General features: G+C 69.6%; 16 protein-coding genes and 1 pseudogene. 5 read left to right on the top strand and 12 right to left on the bottom strand.

Going from position 1 to position 16,617, the window contains the following annotated elements:
- Positions 1-17 precede the first annotated feature (17 nt).
- Positions 18-1,022 carry a DNA-processing protein DprA gene (gene dprA, locus IM777_RS05435; protein WP_194384898.1) on the bottom strand — a complete coding sequence of 335 codons (1,005 nt, stop codon included), beginning with the start codon at positions 1,020-1,022 and terminating at the stop codon, positions 18-20.
- A gap of 210 nt (positions 1,023-1,232) precedes the next feature.
- On the opposite strand from dprA, the gene IM777_RS05430 reads away from it, so the two are divergent.
- Positions 1,233-1,601, top strand: coding sequence for a sulfate permease (locus IM777_RS05430; RefSeq protein ID WP_194384897.1), 369 nt, complete (start codon positions 1,233-1,235; stop codon positions 1,599-1,601).
- Here IM777_RS05430 and IM777_RS05425 read toward each other — a convergent pair.
- The gene (locus IM777_RS05425; protein ID WP_194384896.1) at positions 1,598-3,394 is read right to left on the bottom strand and encodes an ABC-F family ATP-binding cassette domain-containing protein; all 1,797 of its coding nucleotides are present in this window, start codon (positions 3,392-3,394) and stop codon (positions 1,598-1,600) included. The genes IM777_RS05430 and IM777_RS05425 overlap by 4 nt on opposite strands.
- A 146-nt stretch (positions 3,395-3,540) precedes the next feature.
- A pseudogene (locus tag IM777_RS05420) lies at positions 3,541-4,878 on the bottom strand (ABC-F family ATP-binding cassette domain-containing protein); the annotation flags it as partial.
- A gap of 122 nt (positions 4,879-5,000) precedes the next feature.
- Here IM777_RS05420 and IM777_RS05415 point away from each other — a divergent pair.
- The 3 genes from IM777_RS05415 to IM777_RS05405 are packed head-to-tail and all read left to right on the top strand — an operon-like array spanning position 5,001 to position 7,159.
- The gene (locus IM777_RS05415; protein ID WP_071042831.1) at positions 5,001-6,686 is read left to right on the top strand and encodes an FAD-dependent oxidoreductase; all 1,686 of its coding nucleotides are present in this window, start codon (positions 5,001-5,003) and stop codon (positions 6,684-6,686) included.
- On the top strand, positions 6,683-6,973 hold the full coding sequence (locus IM777_RS05410; RefSeq protein WP_075807062.1) for a metal-sensitive transcriptional regulator: 291 nt from the start codon (positions 6,683-6,685) through the stop codon (positions 6,971-6,973). Before IM777_RS05415 ends, IM777_RS05410 begins: the two co-directional genes overlap by 4 nt.
- Before the next feature lie 27 nt (positions 6,974-7,000).
- Positions 7,001-7,159 (top strand): hypothetical protein, encoded by a 159-nt coding sequence (locus tag IM777_RS05405; RefSeq protein ID WP_176759351.1) that lies wholly within the window; start codon positions 7,001-7,003, stop codon positions 7,157-7,159.
- 145 nt (positions 7,160-7,304) lie between these two features.
- Here IM777_RS05405 and IM777_RS05400 read toward each other — a convergent pair whose 3' ends face one another.
- The 7 genes from IM777_RS05400 to IM777_RS05370 all read right to left on the bottom strand — a co-directional run bounded on the left by IM777_RS05400 (position 7,305) and on the right by IM777_RS05370 (position 13,005).
- The gene (locus tag IM777_RS05400) at positions 7,305-8,222 is read right to left on the bottom strand and encodes a glycine betaine ABC transporter substrate-binding protein (RefSeq protein WP_071042830.1); all 918 of its coding nucleotides are present in this window, start codon (positions 8,220-8,222) and stop codon (positions 7,305-7,307) included.
- 38 nt (positions 8,223-8,260) lie between these two features.
- Positions 8,261-8,995, bottom strand: coding sequence for an ABC transporter permease (locus IM777_RS05395; protein WP_071042829.1), 735 nt, complete (start codon positions 8,993-8,995; stop codon positions 8,261-8,263).
- Complete coding sequence (locus IM777_RS05390; protein ID WP_071042828.1) at positions 8,992-9,684, bottom strand: ABC transporter permease; 693 nt, start codon at positions 9,682-9,684, stop codon at positions 8,992-8,994. The genes IM777_RS05395 and IM777_RS05390 overlap by 4 nt, the downstream gene beginning before the upstream one ends.
- A 1-nt stretch (position 9,685) precedes the next feature.
- The gene (locus IM777_RS05385; RefSeq protein ID WP_071042827.1) at positions 9,686-10,549 is read right to left on the bottom strand and encodes an ABC transporter ATP-binding protein; all 864 of its coding nucleotides are present in this window, start codon (positions 10,547-10,549) and stop codon (positions 9,686-9,688) included.
- Between the two features lie 65 nt (positions 10,550-10,614).
- Complete coding sequence (locus IM777_RS05380) at positions 10,615-10,914, bottom strand: DUF427 domain-containing protein (RefSeq protein ID WP_071042826.1); 300 nt, start codon at positions 10,912-10,914, stop codon at positions 10,615-10,617.
- A 103-nt stretch (positions 10,915-11,017) separates the two neighbouring features.
- On the bottom strand, positions 11,018-11,932 hold the full coding sequence (locus IM777_RS05375) for a 4-(cytidine 5'-diphospho)-2-C-methyl-D-erythritol kinase (protein ID WP_071043342.1): 915 nt from the start codon (positions 11,930-11,932) through the stop codon (positions 11,018-11,020).
- A gap of 5 nt (positions 11,933-11,937) precedes the next feature.
- Positions 11,938-13,005: an aldo/keto reductase gene (locus IM777_RS05370; protein WP_071042825.1), complete on the bottom strand. Its 1,068-nt coding sequence runs from the start codon at positions 13,003-13,005 to the stop codon at positions 11,938-11,940.
- A 182-nt stretch (positions 13,006-13,187) separates the two neighbouring features.
- Here IM777_RS05370 and IM777_RS05365 point away from each other — a divergent pair, with 182 nt between their 5' ends.
- Complete coding sequence (locus IM777_RS05365) at positions 13,188-14,780, top strand: stealth family protein (RefSeq protein WP_194384895.1); 1,593 nt, start codon at positions 13,188-13,190, stop codon at positions 14,778-14,780.
- On the opposite strand, the gene IM777_RS05360 is transcribed toward IM777_RS05365, so the two are convergent.
- Both IM777_RS05360 and rsmA read right to left on the bottom strand, forming a co-directional pair.
- Positions 14,722-15,648 carry a phosphodiesterase gene (locus IM777_RS05360; protein ID WP_071043341.1) on the bottom strand — a complete coding sequence of 309 codons (927 nt, stop codon included), beginning with the start codon at positions 15,646-15,648 and terminating at the stop codon, positions 14,722-14,724. The two genes, IM777_RS05365 and IM777_RS05360, sit on opposite strands and share 59 nt — an antisense overlap.
- 98 nt (positions 15,649-15,746) lie before the next feature.
- Positions 15,747-16,610, bottom strand: coding sequence for a 16S rRNA (adenine(1518)-N(6)/adenine(1519)-N(6))-dimethyltransferase RsmA (gene rsmA / locus IM777_RS05355; RefSeq protein ID WP_194384894.1), 864 nt, complete (start codon positions 16,608-16,610; stop codon positions 15,747-15,749).
- Positions 16,611-16,617 lie beyond the last annotated feature (7 nt).

Here is a 16,617-nt window from a genome sequence, read left to right as displayed (position 1 = left end):
CGCCGCGAGACTGGCAGTCAGAGAGAGCGTCCGGGCGTGCCCTGTGACGGGTGTCGGTGCCCAAACTCGCGCCCGGCCTCGGGTCGGGTCGCGGCCCGCCCTGGGCTCGGGTCGTCGTCGAGCAGGTCGATCACGTCGCTGGGCTGGGTGACGGTGGAGGCGAAGCCTTGCTTGATGAGTTCGTTCGGCCCTGCGCTCGCGACGCTGGTCACCGGACCAGGCACCGCGCCCACGCCCCGGCCGAGTTCGCGTGCAGCGAGAACGGTCGTCATCGACCCGGACCGCGGACCAGCCTCAGGGATCACGGTCGCACCGGAGAGTGCCGCCATTAGACGGTTGCGGGCCAGGAACCTGTGCCTGGTCGGCGCGGCGCCCGGCGGCATCTCGCTCACCAGCAACCCGACATCCCCGATCTGGCTCAGCAACTCGCTGTGTCCGGCCGGATAGGGACGATCCAGCCCGCCGGCCAGGACCGCGATCGTCTGACCGCTCGCGGCCAGCACGCTCTTGTGCGCGGCACCTTCGATCCCGTAGGCGCCACCGGAGACGACGACCCGTTCCTCATCGGCCAGACCCGTCGCCAGCTCGCCCGCGACCTGCTCGCCATAGGCGGTCGCGGCGCGAGCGCCGGTGATCGTGGCCCGATCACTCAGCGGCGTCGTCAGGAACGAGGCCGCGCCGCGCGTCCACAGCAGGTACGGCGCACGCTCGCCCAGGTCGTTCAGGCCGGTGGGCCATTCCTTGTCCGCCGGGATGAGCGTGCCGAACCCGTGGCGCTCCGCCTGAGCCATCTGATCCAGCAGACCGGGCGTGACCCGCACCGTCAGTCGTTCGCGCCACATCAGTGCGTCGGCGCGGGCCAGGCCGGGCACCTCATCGTCGGACTCGATCAGCCGCAGCGTCTCGACCCCGCCGTGACGGGCGAGGACGTGGCCGGTGGCCGGGTCGTTCGGTTCGGCGATCATCGACAACGCGATCCGCGCCATCCGCTCACCCTGCACCTGCTCCGCCAACGTCGCCATGATCGGTGTCCTCTCGCTCCACGGTCACCGACGAGGTACGCGCCCACCAGCAGATGGGGTTCCTTCTGTCACAGGACGGTCGTAGACTGGATCGAGAGGCAGGTTCAGCAAACTACGCGGGTCCTTCGGGACGGCCCCTCGCGGGCACTCGGTTCATAGCCGCCTCCACGACGGACACCCGTCGCGCTATGACGAGGAAAGAGACCTGCCATGCTCCGCACATCCATGAACCTGAGCGAACGAGGCTACGGGCTGTTCCGATACGCGCCCACGAACCTGCTGCTCGGTGCGATTCGCTACCGCCGTCGAGGCTTGAAGTGGGGCATCCCCGCCATGCTGATCCTGGGCGGGGGCTACTACTTCGCCACGGCGATCTGCTACACGATCATTGAGCAGGAAGGCCCCGGCCCGCTCTACCTGCTGGTCCTACTGTTCGGCTGGAATACCCTCAAGTTCTTCTGGATCGGGCCGGTCAGCCTCATCGTGCTTCTCACCGTCCGCGCACAGGAGCGACGTCAGCGACGGGAGTCCAGGCACGCCGCCGTGCTCCCCGAGGACTCCGCCGAGAGACTGGCCTAGTCGATGAGGTCGGAGAGTTCCAGCCAGCGTTCTTCGAGTTCGGTTGTCTCGTCGTCGACGGCGCGTAGCCTGTCTGCGAGCTTCTGTAGCCCTTCGTAGTCGGCCTGGTCGTGGTCGGCCATGTGCTGGTGCAGGGTCTTCACCTCGGCGTGGAGTTTGTCGAGACGGCGTTCGGTCGAGGCGATTTCCTTCTGCGCGGTGCGTCGTTCGGCACCGGAGAGCCCGGACCTGCCTGCTTCCGCGTCATCGGTCGTCGGAGTGATCGGGCTACTCGTGGGCGATGTCGGCTGTTCGCGCCGCAGCCGCAGGTACTCGTCCACTCCGCCGGGCAGGTGGCGCAAGCGTCCGTCGAGGATGGCGTACTGCTGGTCGGTGATCCGTTCCAGCATGTAGCGATCATGGGAGACGACGATCAGAGTTCCCGGCCACGAGTCCAGCAGGTCCTCCATCGCGGCCAGCATGTCGGCGTCAACATCGTTCGCAGGTTCATCGAGAGCGATGAGGTTAGGTTCGTTCAGCAGCAGGAGCAGGAGTTGTAGCCGCCGCTTCTGACCGCCGGACAGCTCGGCGACCCTCGTGGAGAGGTGTGCGCGGGCGAAGCCGAGGCGTTCCAGCAGTTGGGCCGGTGTGAGGTCTTTGCCGTCGACCTGGAAGGTCGTCTGCGTGCGGGCCAGCACTTCGCGCACCCGGTCGCCGCCGATGTCCGCGAGCTGGGAGAACTGCTGGTCGAGCAGCCCGAGCCGCACCGTCTTGCCCGTCTTGACCCGGCCCGACGTGGGCTGCACGGTTCCGGCGATCAAGCCCAGCAGCGTTGACTTGCCGCTCCCGTTCGCTCCGAGTATCCCGGTCCGCTCACCGGGGGCGAGCCGCCACGTCACCTCGCGCAGCACGTCGCGGTCACCGTACCGGACGCCCGCGCCTTCCAGATCGACCACCTGCTTGCCCAGGCGGGCGACGGCGAGGCGTTGCAGCTCGATCGGATTGCGAACCGGCGGCACGTCCTCGATCAGTTGGTTGGCCGCGTCGATGCGGAACTTCGGCTTGGACGTGCGGGCCGGCGCTCCGCGGCGCAGCCATGCCAGTTCCTTGCGCATCAGGTTCTGGCGTTTGGCCTCGGTGGCGGCGTTGATCCGGTCCCGTTCGACCCGTTGCAGCACGTAGGCGGCGTAGCCGCCCTCGAACGGCTCCACGGTCCCGTCGTGGACCTCCCAGGTCTCGGTGCAGACCTCATCGAGGAACCAGCGGTCGTGCGTCACGACCAGCAGGCCGCCCGAGTTCTTGGCCCAGCGGTTCCGCAGGTGCCCGGCCAGCCAGGCGATGCCCTCGACGTCGAGATGGTTCGTCGGCTCATCGAGAGCGATGACATCCCACTCGCCGATCAGCAACGCGGCCAGCGCGACCCGGCGACGTTGCCCGCCGCTCAGTTCGCCGATCCTCGCTTCCCACGGCAGATCGGCGACGAGCCCGCCGATCACGTCGCGGACCTTCGCGTCGCCGGCCCACTCGTGCTCCGGCCGGTCGCCGACGATCGACCCGCCGACCGTCGCAGCGGGGTCGAGGTCGTCAGACTGCGACAGCACCCCGAAGCGCACCCCGCCTCGCCGCGTCATCCGGCCGGCCTGCGGCTCGATCAGGCCGCTGAGCATTCCCAGCAGGCTCGACTTGCCGTCACCGTTGCGGCCTACGATCCCGACACGATCGCCTTCCTCGACGCCGACAGTCACCGAGTCGAACACCACTCGCGTCGGATACTCCAAGTGCAGGGCTTCCCCCACCACCAACGGCGCCGCCACTACCGCGCACCGACCTTCCCCGAAGTTCGGCCAGGATGCCTCAGCCGTTCGACGCGATGTGCGCCGCGGGTGCGGCACGAACCCCACGAACGTCCCTCGGAGCGGTAGAATGGAGGTGTCCGAACCACATACGGTTCCTGAGTGTTGGGCTCGTCCAGAATCAGCACGTTCGGCTGCTCGAGCAGGATCAGCAGCAGCTGCAGCCGGCGCTTCTGCCCTCCCGAGAGGTCCTTCACGGGCGTCGACAGCTGTGCGCTGGAGAAGCCCATGCGCTCCAGCAGCTGGCCGGGAGTGAGCTCCTGCGCCTTGGAGCCCGAGCCCAGCGTGTAGGTCGTCCGCAGTCGGCCGACGACCACCCGCACGGGCTCGTCGAGGTACTCCTCCAGCTCGTCGAGGCGCTGGGTGAGCGTGGCGACCTGAACGGTCTTGCCGCGCTTCATCCGGCCCGAGGTCGCCTCGACATCTCCGGAGACGAGGCCGAGCAGCGTCGACTTGCCGGCGCCGTTCACACCGAGGATCCCGGTGCGCTCGCCAGGGGCGATGCGCCACTCGACGGGATGCAGCACCGTTCGGTCGGCGCCCGTCACGACATCGGGATACGACACCGAGGCATCCAGCAGGTCGACGACATCCTTCCCCAGGCGCGAGACGGCCAGCGATTGCAGCGAGAGCGCGTCACGGATCTCGGGAACGTCTTCGATGAGCGCGTTGGCGGCGTCGATGCGGAACTTCGGCTTGGATGTGCGGGCGGGCGCGCCGCGTCGCAGCCAGGCGAGTTCCTTGCGCGCGAGATTGCGGCGGCGCTGCTCGATGGCGGCGGCCTGCCGGTCGCGCTCGACCCGCTGCAGGATGTAGGCGGCGTATCCGCCCTCGAAGGGTTCGACGACGCGATCGTGCACCTCCCAGGTCTTCGTGCACACCTCGTCGAGGAACCACCGGTCGTGCGTGACGACCAGCAGTGCGCCCGAGCCGACCCCCCAGCGTCGCTTGACGTGATCGGCGAGCCAGGAGATCGCCTCCACGTCCAGGTGGTTGGTGGGCTCATCCAGGAACAGCACGTCGTAGTCCTCGGAGAGCAGCTTCGCCAGGGCGACGCGACGTCGCTGGCCGCCGGAGAGGTCCCGCAGCGGCGCATCCCACGACAACCCGCCCAGCAGCCCGCCGATGACATCGCGAACGCGGGCATCTCCGGCCCACTCGTGCTCGGGCCGGGAGCCGACGACGACCTCGGCGATGGTGAGATCGTCGTCGAGGGTGTCCGCCTGATCCAGGACTCCCACGCGCACCCCGCCGCGCACGGTCACGCGTCCCCCGTCCGGCTCGAGGCGTCCGGCGAGCATCGCGAGCAGGCTCGACTTGCCGTCGCCGTTCCGCCCGACGATGCCGATCCGATCCCCCTCGTCGATCCCGAGCGAGACGGCGTCGAAGACCACGCGGGTCGGGAACTCCAGGTGCAGGGCCTCGGCCCCGAGCAGATGCGCCATAGGCGTTCCAGGCTACGCGCATCCGACCCCGCGACACCGTCGCGTCTTCAGAGATACCCCAGGGGGTATGTTACGATCGATATTGATGTTGATACCCCCTGGGGTATCGGAGAGGAGTCGTCATGCGAATCGTGATCGTCGGAGGCGTCGCAGCGGGGATGAGCGCCGCCGCCCGTGCCCGTCGCCTGGATGAGACGGCCGAGATCATCGTGCTCGAGAAGGGCTCCGAGGTGTCGTTCGCCAACTGCGGCCTTCCGTACCACGTCAGCGGAGAGATCTCCGAGGCAGCCGACCTGCTGCTGCACTCGCCGTCGTCGCTGCGCGCCGCACTCGACCTCGACGTGCGCCTGCATCACGAGGTGACGGATATCGACACCGCGGCACGGATCGTCGTCGTCGACACACCGGACGGCGTCATCGAGCTGTCCTACGACGCTCTCGTCCTCACACCCGGTGCCGCGGCGCTCCGCCCGCCCCTGCCGGGGCTCGACTCCGCCCGGGTGCGCACCCTCCGCACCGTCGCCGACGCCGTGGCGCTCCGCGACGAAGTCTCCTCGGGCGCTCGCCGCGCGGTCGTGCTCGGTGCCGGCTTCATCGGGATCGAAGCAGCCGAGGCGCTGCGCCACGCCGGACTGTCCGTCGACGTCGTCGAACTCGCGCCGCACGCCCTCCCCCCGCTCGAGCGCGAACTCGCCACGCTCGTGCACGAGGAGCTGCAGACCCTCGGCATCGCGATGCACGCCGGGGTCGCCGCCGAGGCGATCGAGGCCGGCACCGACGTCGACCGCGTTCGTCTCGGCGACGGCACGGTCATCGACGCCGACCTCGTGGTTCTCTCCGTCGGCGTGCGTGCCGACACCGCGTTCGCCGCAGGTGCCGGCATCGAGACGGCTCGCGGTGCGATCGTCGTCGACGACCGCGGCCGCACCTCCGCGCCCGGCATCTGGGCCGCCGGCGACGCGACGGTCAGCGTCGATGCGATCACGGGCACCGTCCGGCCGGTGGCTCTCGCCGGCCCCGCGAACCGTGCCGGACGCCTCATCGCGGACGACATCGTCGGGGGCGACGAAGCCGCTCGCCGCATCCCCCGCACCCTCGGCACCGCGATCGTGCGCGTCGGATCCCTCACCGTGGCGATGACCGGAGCGAACCGGCGAAGCCTCGACGAGGCGGGCTTCGCGTACGAGACGATCCACCTGCATCCCAACCAGCACGCCGGCTACTTCCCGGGCGCCGCGCCGATTCACCTCATCGCGCACATCGATCCGGTCGACGGCACGATCCTCGGCGCCCAGGCGGCCGGTGTCGAAGGTGTGGACAAGCGCATCGACGTGATCGCCACCGCGATCCGCGGCGGGCTCGTCGCCCCCGACCTCATCGATCTCGACCTCAGCTATTCCCCGCCCTACGGCTCGGCGAAGGACGCGGCGAACATGCTCGGCATGATCGCCGAGAACCTTCTCACCGGACGCCTCCGGCTGTGGCACGCGGCCGACGCGACGGACGACGCCGACGTGCTCGTCGTGGATGTGCGCACCCCCGGCGAATTCGTCACCGGGCACCTGCGCAACGCCGTGAACATCCCTCACACCGAGCTGCGCGATCGCATCGAAGAGGTGCGGGACGCCGCCGCGGGACGACCGGTGCGGGTGCTCTGCGCGGCGGGCGTGCGCTCGAACATCGCCCACCGCGTGCTGGTCTCGCACGGGTTCGACTCCTCGTCGCTCTCCGGTGGGACCCGCACGCTGCGTCAGTGGTTCGGCGCCGACGTCGATCGCGTCCTCGTCACCGAAGGAGTACTCGCATGATGATCACCGGCACCCCCGAGGAGCAGGCCGCGGCCCGCAAGAGGATCCTCAACCGGCTGCGGCGGGCCCAGGGTCAGCTGAACGCGGTCATCACCGCGGTCGAATCAGATGCGGGCTGCCGCGAGGTCGTCACGCAGCTCGCCGCGGTCACCAGCGCACTCGATCGCGCCGGATTCGCGATCGTCTCGACCGCGATGCGCGATTGCGTCGTCGACCCCGAAGGGGCGGAGGCGGCCGAAGGGCTGACCACCGACGAGCTCGAGAAGCTCTTCCTCACCCTCGCCTGAACGAAACGACCGAGAAAGGGGCACCACATGTGCCGACAGACCACCTGCAAGACCTGCGGAAAGGCGACCTGGGCCGGATGCGGACAGCACGTCGAGCAGGCGCTCGCCGGCGTCCCCCGCTCTCAGCGCTGCGCCGGCCACGACACGCCCGCGAAGAAGGGCTTCTGGAACGCGTTCCTGCGCTGACGCCCCACCGAACCACCCCTTTCGCGTCGAACCACCCCGCTGTTCGCGGCGACAACGGGTCGTCTCGACAAGATCGGGGTGGTTCGAGGGAGCACAAAAGGGCCTCACCGTCTACGGACGGTGAGGCCCTTTCTGGCGGGACGGATCAGGCGAGACCGTTCTCCGACAGGAACTGCGTCGCGATGTCCTCCGGCGACATCTGGTCCTCGGTGCTCTGCACGTTCAGGGCCACGAGGGCGTCGGCGGTGAGCGCCGCGCTGACCGCGTCGATCGTCTCGGCGATCTCGTCGGCGACATCCGCGCTCACGACGGGAACGACGTTCGAAGCCAGGAACAGCCCCTCGGGGTCTTCCAGCACGACGAGATCCTGGGTCTGGATGCGCGGATCCGCCGTGAACACGTTCGCCACGTCGACCTGGCCGGCCACGAGGCTCTCGACGGTGGTGTCGCCGGTCGGCGAGAACGTGACCTCCACGCCGTACGTCTCGGCGAGTCCGTCGGGGCCGTAGGGACGCTCAGCGAGCTCGGGCGGTCCGCCGAGCGTGAGGGCATCCGACACACCGGCGAGATCACCGATCGAGGTGAGTCCGTTCTCCTCGGCGAACTCCGCCGTGACGGTGTAGGAGTCCTGGTCGCTCGCCTCGGCCTGATCGAGGACCGCGAGGTTCTCCGGAAGGGCCTCCTCGAGCGCCGCGTACACGTCGTCCGCCGTGCGCGCCTCGGTCTCAGGGTCGAAGTACTGCAGCAGGTTGCCGCTGTACTCCGGGAAGACGGTGATGTTGCCCGACTCGATCTCGGGCATGTACGCGTCGCGCTGGCCGATGTTGAACTGGCGCTCGACGTCGAAGCCGGCCCCTTCCAGGGCCTGCGCGTAGATCTCGGCGATGATCTCGTTGGAGTAGTAGGCCTGCGAGCCGACGACGATCGTGTCGCCGCCTTCCGCAGTCCCGCCGTCGGCGGGGTCCTCCGCGAGGGGATCGCTCGATCCGCACGCGGCGAGCACGAGGGCGGCGCTCGTGGCGAGCGCCGCACCGAAGGCGAATCTCTTGCTTGCTGTGAACATGCTGCTGTCCTTTTCTCCGGATGGTAGGGGTTCGTTGGTCAGGAGGATGCCGGCGCCGCCGCGGCGTGCGAGCGCCGGCCGGTCGGACCCGAGCTCGACACGCGACCGGCGCGCACGCCTCGCGGCACGACGAGTCGCTCGAGAACGGCGAAGACCGCGTCGAGCAGAAGCGCCAGCGCCGCGACGAGGATCGCCCCGGCGAGCACCTGGTCGAAGCGATTGAGGTTGATGCCCTGGATGATGTACTGGCCGAGCCCGCCGAGGCCGACGTACGCGGCGATGGTGACCGTCGCGACGATCTGAAGGGTCGCGGCACGCAATCCGGACACCAGGAGCGGCAGGCCGAGCGGAACCTCGATCCGCCAGAGGATCTGCCACTCGGTCATGCCCATGGCCCGCCCGGCGTCGATGATGCGCCGGTCGACGGCCTCGAACCCGGTGTACGCGCCGGCGAGGATCGACGGAATCCCCAGCAGCACGAAGGTCACCACGGCGGCGAGGCCCGTCTGCAGCACCCCGAGGAGCAGCACGAGAAGCACGAGGAGACCGAAGGACGGGATCGCGCGCGCCGCGCCCGACACGGCGACAGCCAGTTCGCGCCCGCGGCCGGTATGGCCGATCGCCCACCCGACCGGGACGGCGACGACGGCGGCGATGAGCACCGAGAGGAACGTGAACCCGAGGTGCTGCGCGAGTGCCACCGGTATGCCGGTGGGTCCGCTCCACCGCTCGGGGTTCGCCAGCCACACGAAGGCGTTGATGATGAGGTTCACGCGGGAGCCTCCGCCCCGGCGAGCACGCGCCGCGCCCGACGACGCTCACGACGCGAGGGTTGCCGTGACCACGGCATGAGGGCGCGACCGGTGAGCACCAGGAGGTAGTCGATGAGAAGCGCGATGACGACCACGGCGACGACCCCCGCGAGCACCTCGGGGATGATCCGCCGCTGGAGTCCGTTCGTGAAGAGGTACCCGAGGTTGGTGACACCGATCAGGATTCCGACGGTCGCAAGCGAGATCGTGCTGACCGCCGTCACCCGCAGGCCGGCCAGGATCACGGGACCGGCCAGGGGGAACTCGACGGCCCAGAATCTGCGCGCGCCGCCGAACCCCACGGCCGTCGAGGCCTGCCGCACCCCGGAGTCGACCGACTGCAGACCGTCGGACACCGATCGCACCATGATCGCGAGCGCGTAGATGGTGAGCGCCACGATCAGGTTGATCTCGCTGATCGCGCTGTACCCGAAGATCGTGGGCAGGATCATCAGCAGCGCGAGCGAGGGGATCGTGTAGAGCAGCCCGACCACGGTGATGATGCCGCTGCGCAGCAGCCGGAATCGGAACGCCACCCACCCCAGCGGCACCGACAGCACGAATCCGATGACGATCGCGAGGATGCTCTGCCGCAGGTGGATCAGTGTCAGCTCGCCGATGAGGTCGAGGTTGTCGAGGACCCAGTCCACGTCACCCGCCTTCCTCGACGAGCGCCCCCTGCGCGCGCCCCTCGCCGTCGACGACGACGGTGCCGCGGTCGGTCTTCTTCAGATGGAGCGCACGCTTGCCCCTGTCTGCCCCGATGAAGCTCTCCACGAACGCGCTCGCGGGGTTCTCGGTGATCTCGTTCGGCGTGCCGATCTGCGCGACCTCGGCGCCCTTCTCGAGGATCACCACCTGGTCGCCCAGCAGGAACGCCTCGTCGATGTCGTGCGTGACGAACACGATCGTCTTCCCGATCTCGCGCTGAAGCCGCAGGAGCTCCTCCTGCAGCTCCGCCCGCACGATCGGGTCGACCGCGCCGAAGGGCTCGTCCATCAGGAGGATGTTGGGCTCGGCCGCCAGGCCGCGCGCCACACCCACGCGCTGCTGCTGCCCGCCCGACAGCTGACTCGGGTAGCGGTCGGCCATCGAGCGGTCCAGGCCGACGGTATCCATGAGGTCGAGCGCCCGGGCACGAGCGTCACGTCGCGGGGTTCCCCGCAGCACGGGAACCGTGGTGATGTTGTCGAGCACGGTGAAATGGGGCATCAGGCCCGAGTTCTGCATCACGTAGCCGATGCTCCGGCGCAGGGACACCGGGTCTCGATCGGCGATGTCGTCGCCGTCGATCGAGATCGAGCCCGAAGAGGGCTCGACCATCCTGTTGATCATGCGCAGAAGCGTGGTCTTGCCGGAACCCGACGAACCGACCAGGACCGTGGTCTTGTGCGGAGGAACGTGGAGACGGAACTCCCCCACCGCACGCGTGCCGTCGGGAAAGACCTTGGTCACGTCGCGGAAGTCGATGCCGCCGGGGGCATCCGCCGAGGCTGCGGGAGTCGTGTCGGCCATCGTCGCTCTCTGTCGTCGTGCGGTCGCCCGGGGAACCGTCGGCCGCGGGTGGCGGCCTCCGCGGGTCAGGAGATCTCGATGCCCCGGTCGAAGGCGATGTAGCCGGCGAAGTCGACACCGACGCGGTCCACCGCGCCCGGGCGGAGATCCGGGTACGCCCACGCGCCGTCGTCCAGCGTCTGGCCCGCGGCGGTCACGTTGTAGTACTGCGCGGCGCCTTTCCACGGGCAGGTGTACGCGGTGGGGCTCTCGGCAAGCACACCGTCTGAGACGCTGACGGGCGGCCAGTACCAGTTGCCTTCGATGCGGACGAGGTCGCTCTCGTCGGCCTCGGCGATCACCGAGCCGTGCAGTCGTGCCTTCATGATTCCTCCCGAGGACGTGCTCACCACCGTAGCGGCTGGCAACGACACGAAGGCGGACGGCCGGGAACATTGCGCGGTCCGGCCCCATGCGCTAGGGAGCCGCTCAGACGATGCGGGCCCCGTGCACCGGACCGTGCACATGAAGCGCGCGGTGACCGGCGGCCGAGAGCGTCACCTGCAGGTCGAGCGCGGCCTCGGGCCCGTCCGCGAGGAAGGCGACGGTCGGGCCGGAGCCCGACACCATCCCCGTGAGCGCTCCCGCGCTCTCGCCGTCCTCCAGCAGGTCGCGAAGGTCTGGGCGCAGGCTCAGAGCCGCGACCTGCAGGTCGTTCCGAGCGTGCTCGGCGAGCGCGACCGGATCCCCCGCGCGAAGCGCGTGGAGCACGCCCGGCTCAACGGCGGGCGACCCGGGCGCGGGGCGGATGTCGGGGCGTCGCCGCATCTCGTCGAGACGACCGTAGACATCCGGGGTCGACAATCCCCCGTCGACGGTGACGAGCACCCAGTCGAAGCGACCCTTTGCGAGGGCAGGACTGAGCTGATCGCCCCGACCCGTTCCGACGGCCGTGCCGCCCATGAGGGCGAACGGCACGTCTGCGCCGAGACGTGCCGCCATGCGGTGCAGTTCGGCCGAGCCGAGATCACCGCCCCACAGCGCGTCGCACGCGACGAGCGCGGCAGCGGCGTCGGCCGAGCCGCCACCCATCCCCCCGGCGACCGGCACGTGCTTGACGATGTCGAGATGCACGCCACCCTCGTGATCGAGCCGGCGCGCGATGAGGCGGGCCGCGCGCAGGGCGAGGTTCCGGTCGTCGGCGGGCACCCCCGAGACGTCGACCGAGCCGCTGACGCTGAGGGTGAAGCCGTCGGCGGGCTGGGCGTACACGTCCTCCCAGAGCGACACGGCCTGATAGGCGGAAGCGACGTCGTGATAGCCGTCATCCTGGGCCGCACCCACCTCGAAGAAGAGGTTCAGCTTGCCCGGCGCGCGCACGTGCACGCGATCGGAGACGGCCATGATGCTCACAGCTTCGCGGAGTCCGCCCAGAGATCCACGTCGATCCCGCCGGCGAGGGTGTCGATCTGCTCGATCTCCTCCATTGTGAAGGCGGGACCGTCGAGGGCGGCGAGGTTCTCATCGAGCTGCGAGGTGCGCGAAGCGCCGATGAGGGCCGACGCGACCACGCGATCGCGCAGCACCCACTGCAGGGCCATCTGCGCGAGCGACTGACCACGCTCGGTCGCGATCACGTTGAGACCTCGCAGCGTCGCGATCCCGTCCTCCGACAGCGCCCCGCCCGGCAGCGACGATCGCTGCTGCGCGCGATCCGCGGTGCCGTCGCCGAGGTACTTGTCGGTGAGGAGCCCCTGCGCGAGCGGGGTGAAGGCGATCGCACCCATGCCCTCCTGGGTCAGCGCCCTGGTGAGGCCGTCTTCGACCCATCGGTTGAGCATGGAGTAGGACGGCTGGTGGATCACCAGCGGGGTCCCGAGCGAGCGCGCGACCGCCGCGGCCTCGACGGTGCGCTCGGCGCTGTACGACGAGATGCCCACGTAGAGCGCCTTGCCCTGGCGGACGAGGGTGTCCAGCGCCGCGATCGTCTCGGCCACCGGCGTCACGGGGTCGGCTCGGTGGGAGTAGAAGATGTCGACGTAGTCCAGTCCCATGCGCCGCAGCGACTGCTCGGCACTGGCGAGGATGTACTTTCGCGAACCGTAGTCGCCATAGGGACCGGGCCACATGTCCCATCCGGCCTTCGACGAGATGATGAGTTCGTCGCGGTACGGGCGGAGGTCTTCGGCGAAGATGCGCCCGAAGTTCTTCTCCGCGGAGCCGTAGGGAGGCCCGTAGTTGTTCGCCAGATCGAAGTGCGTGATACCGCGATCGAAGGCGTGACGCAGCAGCTCCCGCTGGTTGTCGAGGGGGATGTTGTCCCCGAAGTTCCACCAGAGTCCGAGCGAGATGGCCGGCAGGTACAGACCCGATGCCCCGACCTGGCGGTACCCGCGTCTGTCGTAGCGCTCCGGCGCCGCCGTGTACGGACGGTGGAGGTCGGGGATGTCGGGGCGGAAGCGGGAATCGTCGCTCATGATCCGAGGCTAGCGCGCGCCGTCGGACGGCGACGCGCGCGGCGCTCGGATGGTTCACAGCGTCTGACGGAAGCCGCCGCGCATCCCGCATGAACACGGGGGAAACAGTGCTGTAATAGTTTCCTCGTAGGGTTGCGCCGCCGGCGGCGAGAGCGCCCCTGCATCAGTGTGAAGGAACCACCATGACCGTCGTGTCCTCTCTGCCGCTCGATCGGCACCCCTGGTCATCGCTGCTCCAGCGTGACGATGTCGTCGTCGACCGCGGGCTGCTCCACCTCGTGCACGATCGCCTCACACCCGACCAGGCGCATGCCGAGGACCTGATCTACGTGAGCGATGTGCTGGAGGATGCCGGCGTCGGCGTCCGGCTGATCCGGCACGACCGTCATACCCTCGCCCTCGTGGTCGACCTCGCCGAGCGCGCCGCGGCGCACGCGGCCCTGGCGGGCGCCTGCGCGCACGAGCCCCTGCACGTCAAGCTCAAGCAGAGCGCCGCGGTGCTCGCGGTGGATGCGGCCCCTCTCCCCGACGCGCCGACGGCCGTGCGCGTCTATCGTCCGCGGATCGCTCGCACGGGCGGGCTGCGGTACGGTGCCGCCACCGGCGTCCGCGTGCAGTTCTGGCGCTTCGCGAGCGATGTCGTGGAAGCACCGTCGGACAACACCTTCTCGCGCCGCCGCACCGCGGCGACGGACCTCGTGGCGACGACGGTCGAGCGCCATGGCCGGTCGTGGCGGACGTGGGAGGGGATGTTCGATCCGCAGCCGGATGAGGTCACCGACGAGATCGACATCGTCTTCTCCTGGGTGGACGGCTCCTCGACCGACTTCCAGCGCCAGCGTGCGGCACGCATGGCGGGATACGTCGTCGGCGCCGGCGACGACGGCCCGGCGCGGTACCGGCACGTGGACGAGCTTCGCTACGCCCTGCGGAGCGTGCACATGTATGCACCCTGGGTACGTCGCATCTTCATCGCCACCGACTCCCCCGCGCCGTCGTGGCTGCTCGACCACCCGAAGGTGACGATTGTGCGCAGCGAGGACTTCTTCGCCGACCCGGCGACGCTTCCCACGCACAATTCGCACGCCGTCGAGGCGCAGCTGCACCGCATCCCCGGGCTCGCCGAGCACTTCCTCTATTCCAACGACGACATGTTCTTCGGACGGCGCGTGCACCCGGAGATGTTCTTCACGCCGGCAGGGGTGACGAAGTTCGTCGAGTGCGGCGTGCGGATCGGCTCAGGCGCCCCGGGGCCGCACCGCAGCGGGCACGACAACGGACTGCGCGTGAACCGGGCCCTCCTGAAGGAGCGCTTCGGCCGCACCATCACACGCGACCTCGAGCACTGCGCGACCCCGCTGCGTCGCAGCGTCATGGCCGAGCTCGAGCAGGAGTTCCCCGAAGATTTCGCCCGCACGGCCGGCTCGCGCTTCCGCGCAGCGACGGACATCTCGGTGACCAACAGCCTGTACCACTACTACGCGCTGATGACCGGCCGTGCCGTGCCGACCAGCCGTCCGCGCACGCGCTACGTGCAGACGACGATGCGCAGCGGCCTGCGTCGGATGGAGCGGCTGGCCGGCCGTGAGGCGGTCGACATGTTCTGCCTCAACGACGGCGGCGAGGTCGAGGTGCCCGAGGAGGTGCGGGCCCACACGGTCCGGACCACGCTCGAGAGGATGTTCCCGGTGCCCGCCCCGTGGGAGCGCGTCGAGCTCAGCGCCGACTCAGGGCGACGCGGTCCGACGGCGACGCCGCACGCGACGGCGAGCTGAACGGCCGCACGTCGGCCGCGACGAGTCGGCGCTGCGACTCCGCCGGATCGATGTACTCGAGCACCCGGGGCACGTCGACGGGGACGACCGAGTGCACGACGGTGTCATCGTAGAGGTGCACCAGGTTGTACGACTGTGCGCCGTCCTGCGGTCGGGTGCCGCCGACGGGAACCGTGAGGTCTTGTGCGTAACAGGTCGACGAGGCGACGGAGACCGGAATGCCGGCGAAGGTCGCGAAGGTCGAGTAGTGCAGGTGGCCGGCGATGACGGCCCGCACGTCGGTGCCGCGCAGCACCTTCGCCAACCGGCGCTGTTCGCGCAGCTCCACACTGGCTGCGAGATCGAGCACCGCGGGAACCGGCGGGTGGTGCATCGCGAGGACGGTGCCGAGAGGCGCGGGCTCGCGCAGCACCTGCGCGAGCCAGTCCAGCTGCTCGTCGGACACCTCGCCGTGGTGGTGTCCGGGCACGGAGCTGTCGAGGGTCACGATGCGCAGACCGTCGATCTCCTCGACGCGGTCGTAGGGCGCGTCGTCCCCGCTGTCGTCGTCGAGGAGCCGAGAGCGGAACGCCACCCGATCGTCGTGGTTGCCCATGACCCACATCACGCGTGCACCGATCGCGGCGGCGGCCGGTTCGACCAGGGAGCGCAGCCGGGTGTACGCCTCGGGCTCGCCGAGGTCGGCGAGGTCTCCGGTGAAGATGAGGGCGTCGGGTCGCACGCCGGAATCGACGATGCTCGCGAGCGTGCGCTGCATCCGTTCCGCGCCGTCGATCACATCGAACAGGCGAGCGCCGGGGGCGCGCAGGTGAGTATCGCTGAGGTGGAGCAAGGTCCGGTCGGGTGCCGGGTATTCCGCGGTGTGCATCGCTTCATCTCCCATCCCGGGGTCGAGCCGGGGTTCCGGGAAACGTTACCGGCATGTTTCGGCCCGCGAGGCCGGACACGGTGAACGATGACGAAACGTCACCTGACCGGCAGGTCACCTCCGGCGACGGCCGCGATCCGCTGGAAGTCGTCGATCGAGAGCTCTTCGCCGCGCGCGGTCGCGCGCACACCGGCCTGCTCCAGGACGGCCGAGGCGGACGACGACGAGCCGCCGAGCACGTCCGCGAGGGCCTGCCGCAGCATCTTGCGGCGCTGCCGGAAGGCCGCATCCACGATCGCGAAGGTGCGCAGGCGCTCCCGCTCGGTGCCGCGGGGCGAGGCGTCGCGCGTGAAGGCGACCAGCACGCTGTCGACGTTCGGCACGGGCCAGAAGACCTGGCGCGACACCGTGCCGGCGAGCCGCCACGGACCGTACCAGGCCGCTTTGGCGCTCGGAGCACCGTAGACCTTCGAGCCGGGGGGCGCCGCAAGGCGCTCTCCCACTTCCGCCTGCACCATCACCACGCCGCGCTGCAGCTCCGGGAAGGTCTCCAGGAAGTGCAGCAGCACCGGGACCGAGACGTTGTACGGCAGATTCGCCACGAGCACCGTCGGCCGACCGGGCAGATCGGACACCCGCAGCGCATCCGCGGCGACGACCTGCAGTGCGCCGTCCGCGACGCCGTGAGCGGTCGCCGTGCCCGGCAGGCGTGCCGCGAGGCGCGCGTCGATCTCCACCGCCGTCACGCTCGCCCCCGCCTCCAGGATCGCGAGCGTGAGAGACCCCAGCCCGGGGCCGATCTCGACCACGCGTTCGCCCGGACGCACATCGGCGACGTGCACGATCTTGCGCACCGTGTTGGCGTCGACGACGAAGTTCTGACCGAGTTTCTTCGTCGGGGTGACATCGAGCTCGGCGGCGAGGGCGCGGATCTCACCCGCGCCGAGCAGCTGTACGGGCATGGGTTCA

The sequence above is a fragment of the Microbacterium luteum genome (assembly GCF_015277875.1).
In the GTDB taxonomy this organism is placed as follows: domain Bacteria; phylum Actinomycetota; class Actinomycetes; order Actinomycetales; family Microbacteriaceae; genus Microbacterium; species Microbacterium luteum.
The sequence above is the reverse complement of the archived record's forward strand: the minus strand, read 5'-3'. Positions and strand labels throughout refer to the sequence as shown.

Coding starts and splice junctions, on each gene's coding strand:
- IM777_RS05385 (WP_071042827.1), bottom strand. CDS start 10,549: ATGGCCGACACGACTCCCGCAGCCTCGGCGGATGCCCCCGGCGGCATC.
- IM777_RS05410 (WP_075807062.1), top strand. CDS start 6,683: ATGATGATCACCGGCACCCCCGAGGAGCAGGCCGCGGCCCGCAAGAGG.
- IM777_RS05370 (WP_071042825.1), bottom strand. CDS start 13,005: ATGAGCGACGATTCCCGCTTCCGCCCCGACATCCCCGACCTCCACCGT.
- IM777_RS05360 (WP_071043341.1), bottom strand. CDS start 15,648: ATGCACACCGCGGAATACCCGGCACCCGACCGGACCTTGCTCCACCTC.
- dprA (WP_194384898.1), bottom strand. CDS start 1,022: ATGGCGACGTTGGCGGAGCAGGTGCAGGGTGAGCGGATGGCGCGGATC.
- rsmA (WP_194384894.1), bottom strand. CDS start 16,610: ATGCCCGTACAGCTGCTCGGCGCGGGTGAGATCCGCGCCCTCGCCGCC.
- IM777_RS05405 (WP_176759351.1), top strand. CDS start 7,001: ATGTGCCGACAGACCACCTGCAAGACCTGCGGAAAGGCGACCTGGGCC.
- IM777_RS05380 (WP_071042826.1), bottom strand. CDS start 10,914: ATGAAGGCACGACTGCACGGCTCGGTGATCGCCGAGGCCGACGAGAGC.
- IM777_RS05430 (WP_194384897.1), top strand. CDS start 1,233: ATGCTCCGCACATCCATGAACCTGAGCGAACGAGGCTACGGGCTGTTC.
- IM777_RS05415 (WP_071042831.1), top strand. CDS start 5,001: ATGCGAATCGTGATCGTCGGAGGCGTCGCAGCGGGGATGAGCGCCGCC.
- IM777_RS05375 (WP_071043342.1), bottom strand. CDS start 11,932: ATGGCCGTCTCCGATCGCGTGCACGTGCGCGCGCCGGGCAAGCTGAAC.
- IM777_RS05365 (WP_194384895.1), top strand. CDS start 13,188: ATGACCGTCGTGTCCTCTCTGCCGCTCGATCGGCACCCCTGGTCATCG.
- IM777_RS05400 (WP_071042830.1), bottom strand. CDS start 8,222: ATGTTCACAGCAAGCAAGAGATTCGCCTTCGGTGCGGCGCTCGCCACG.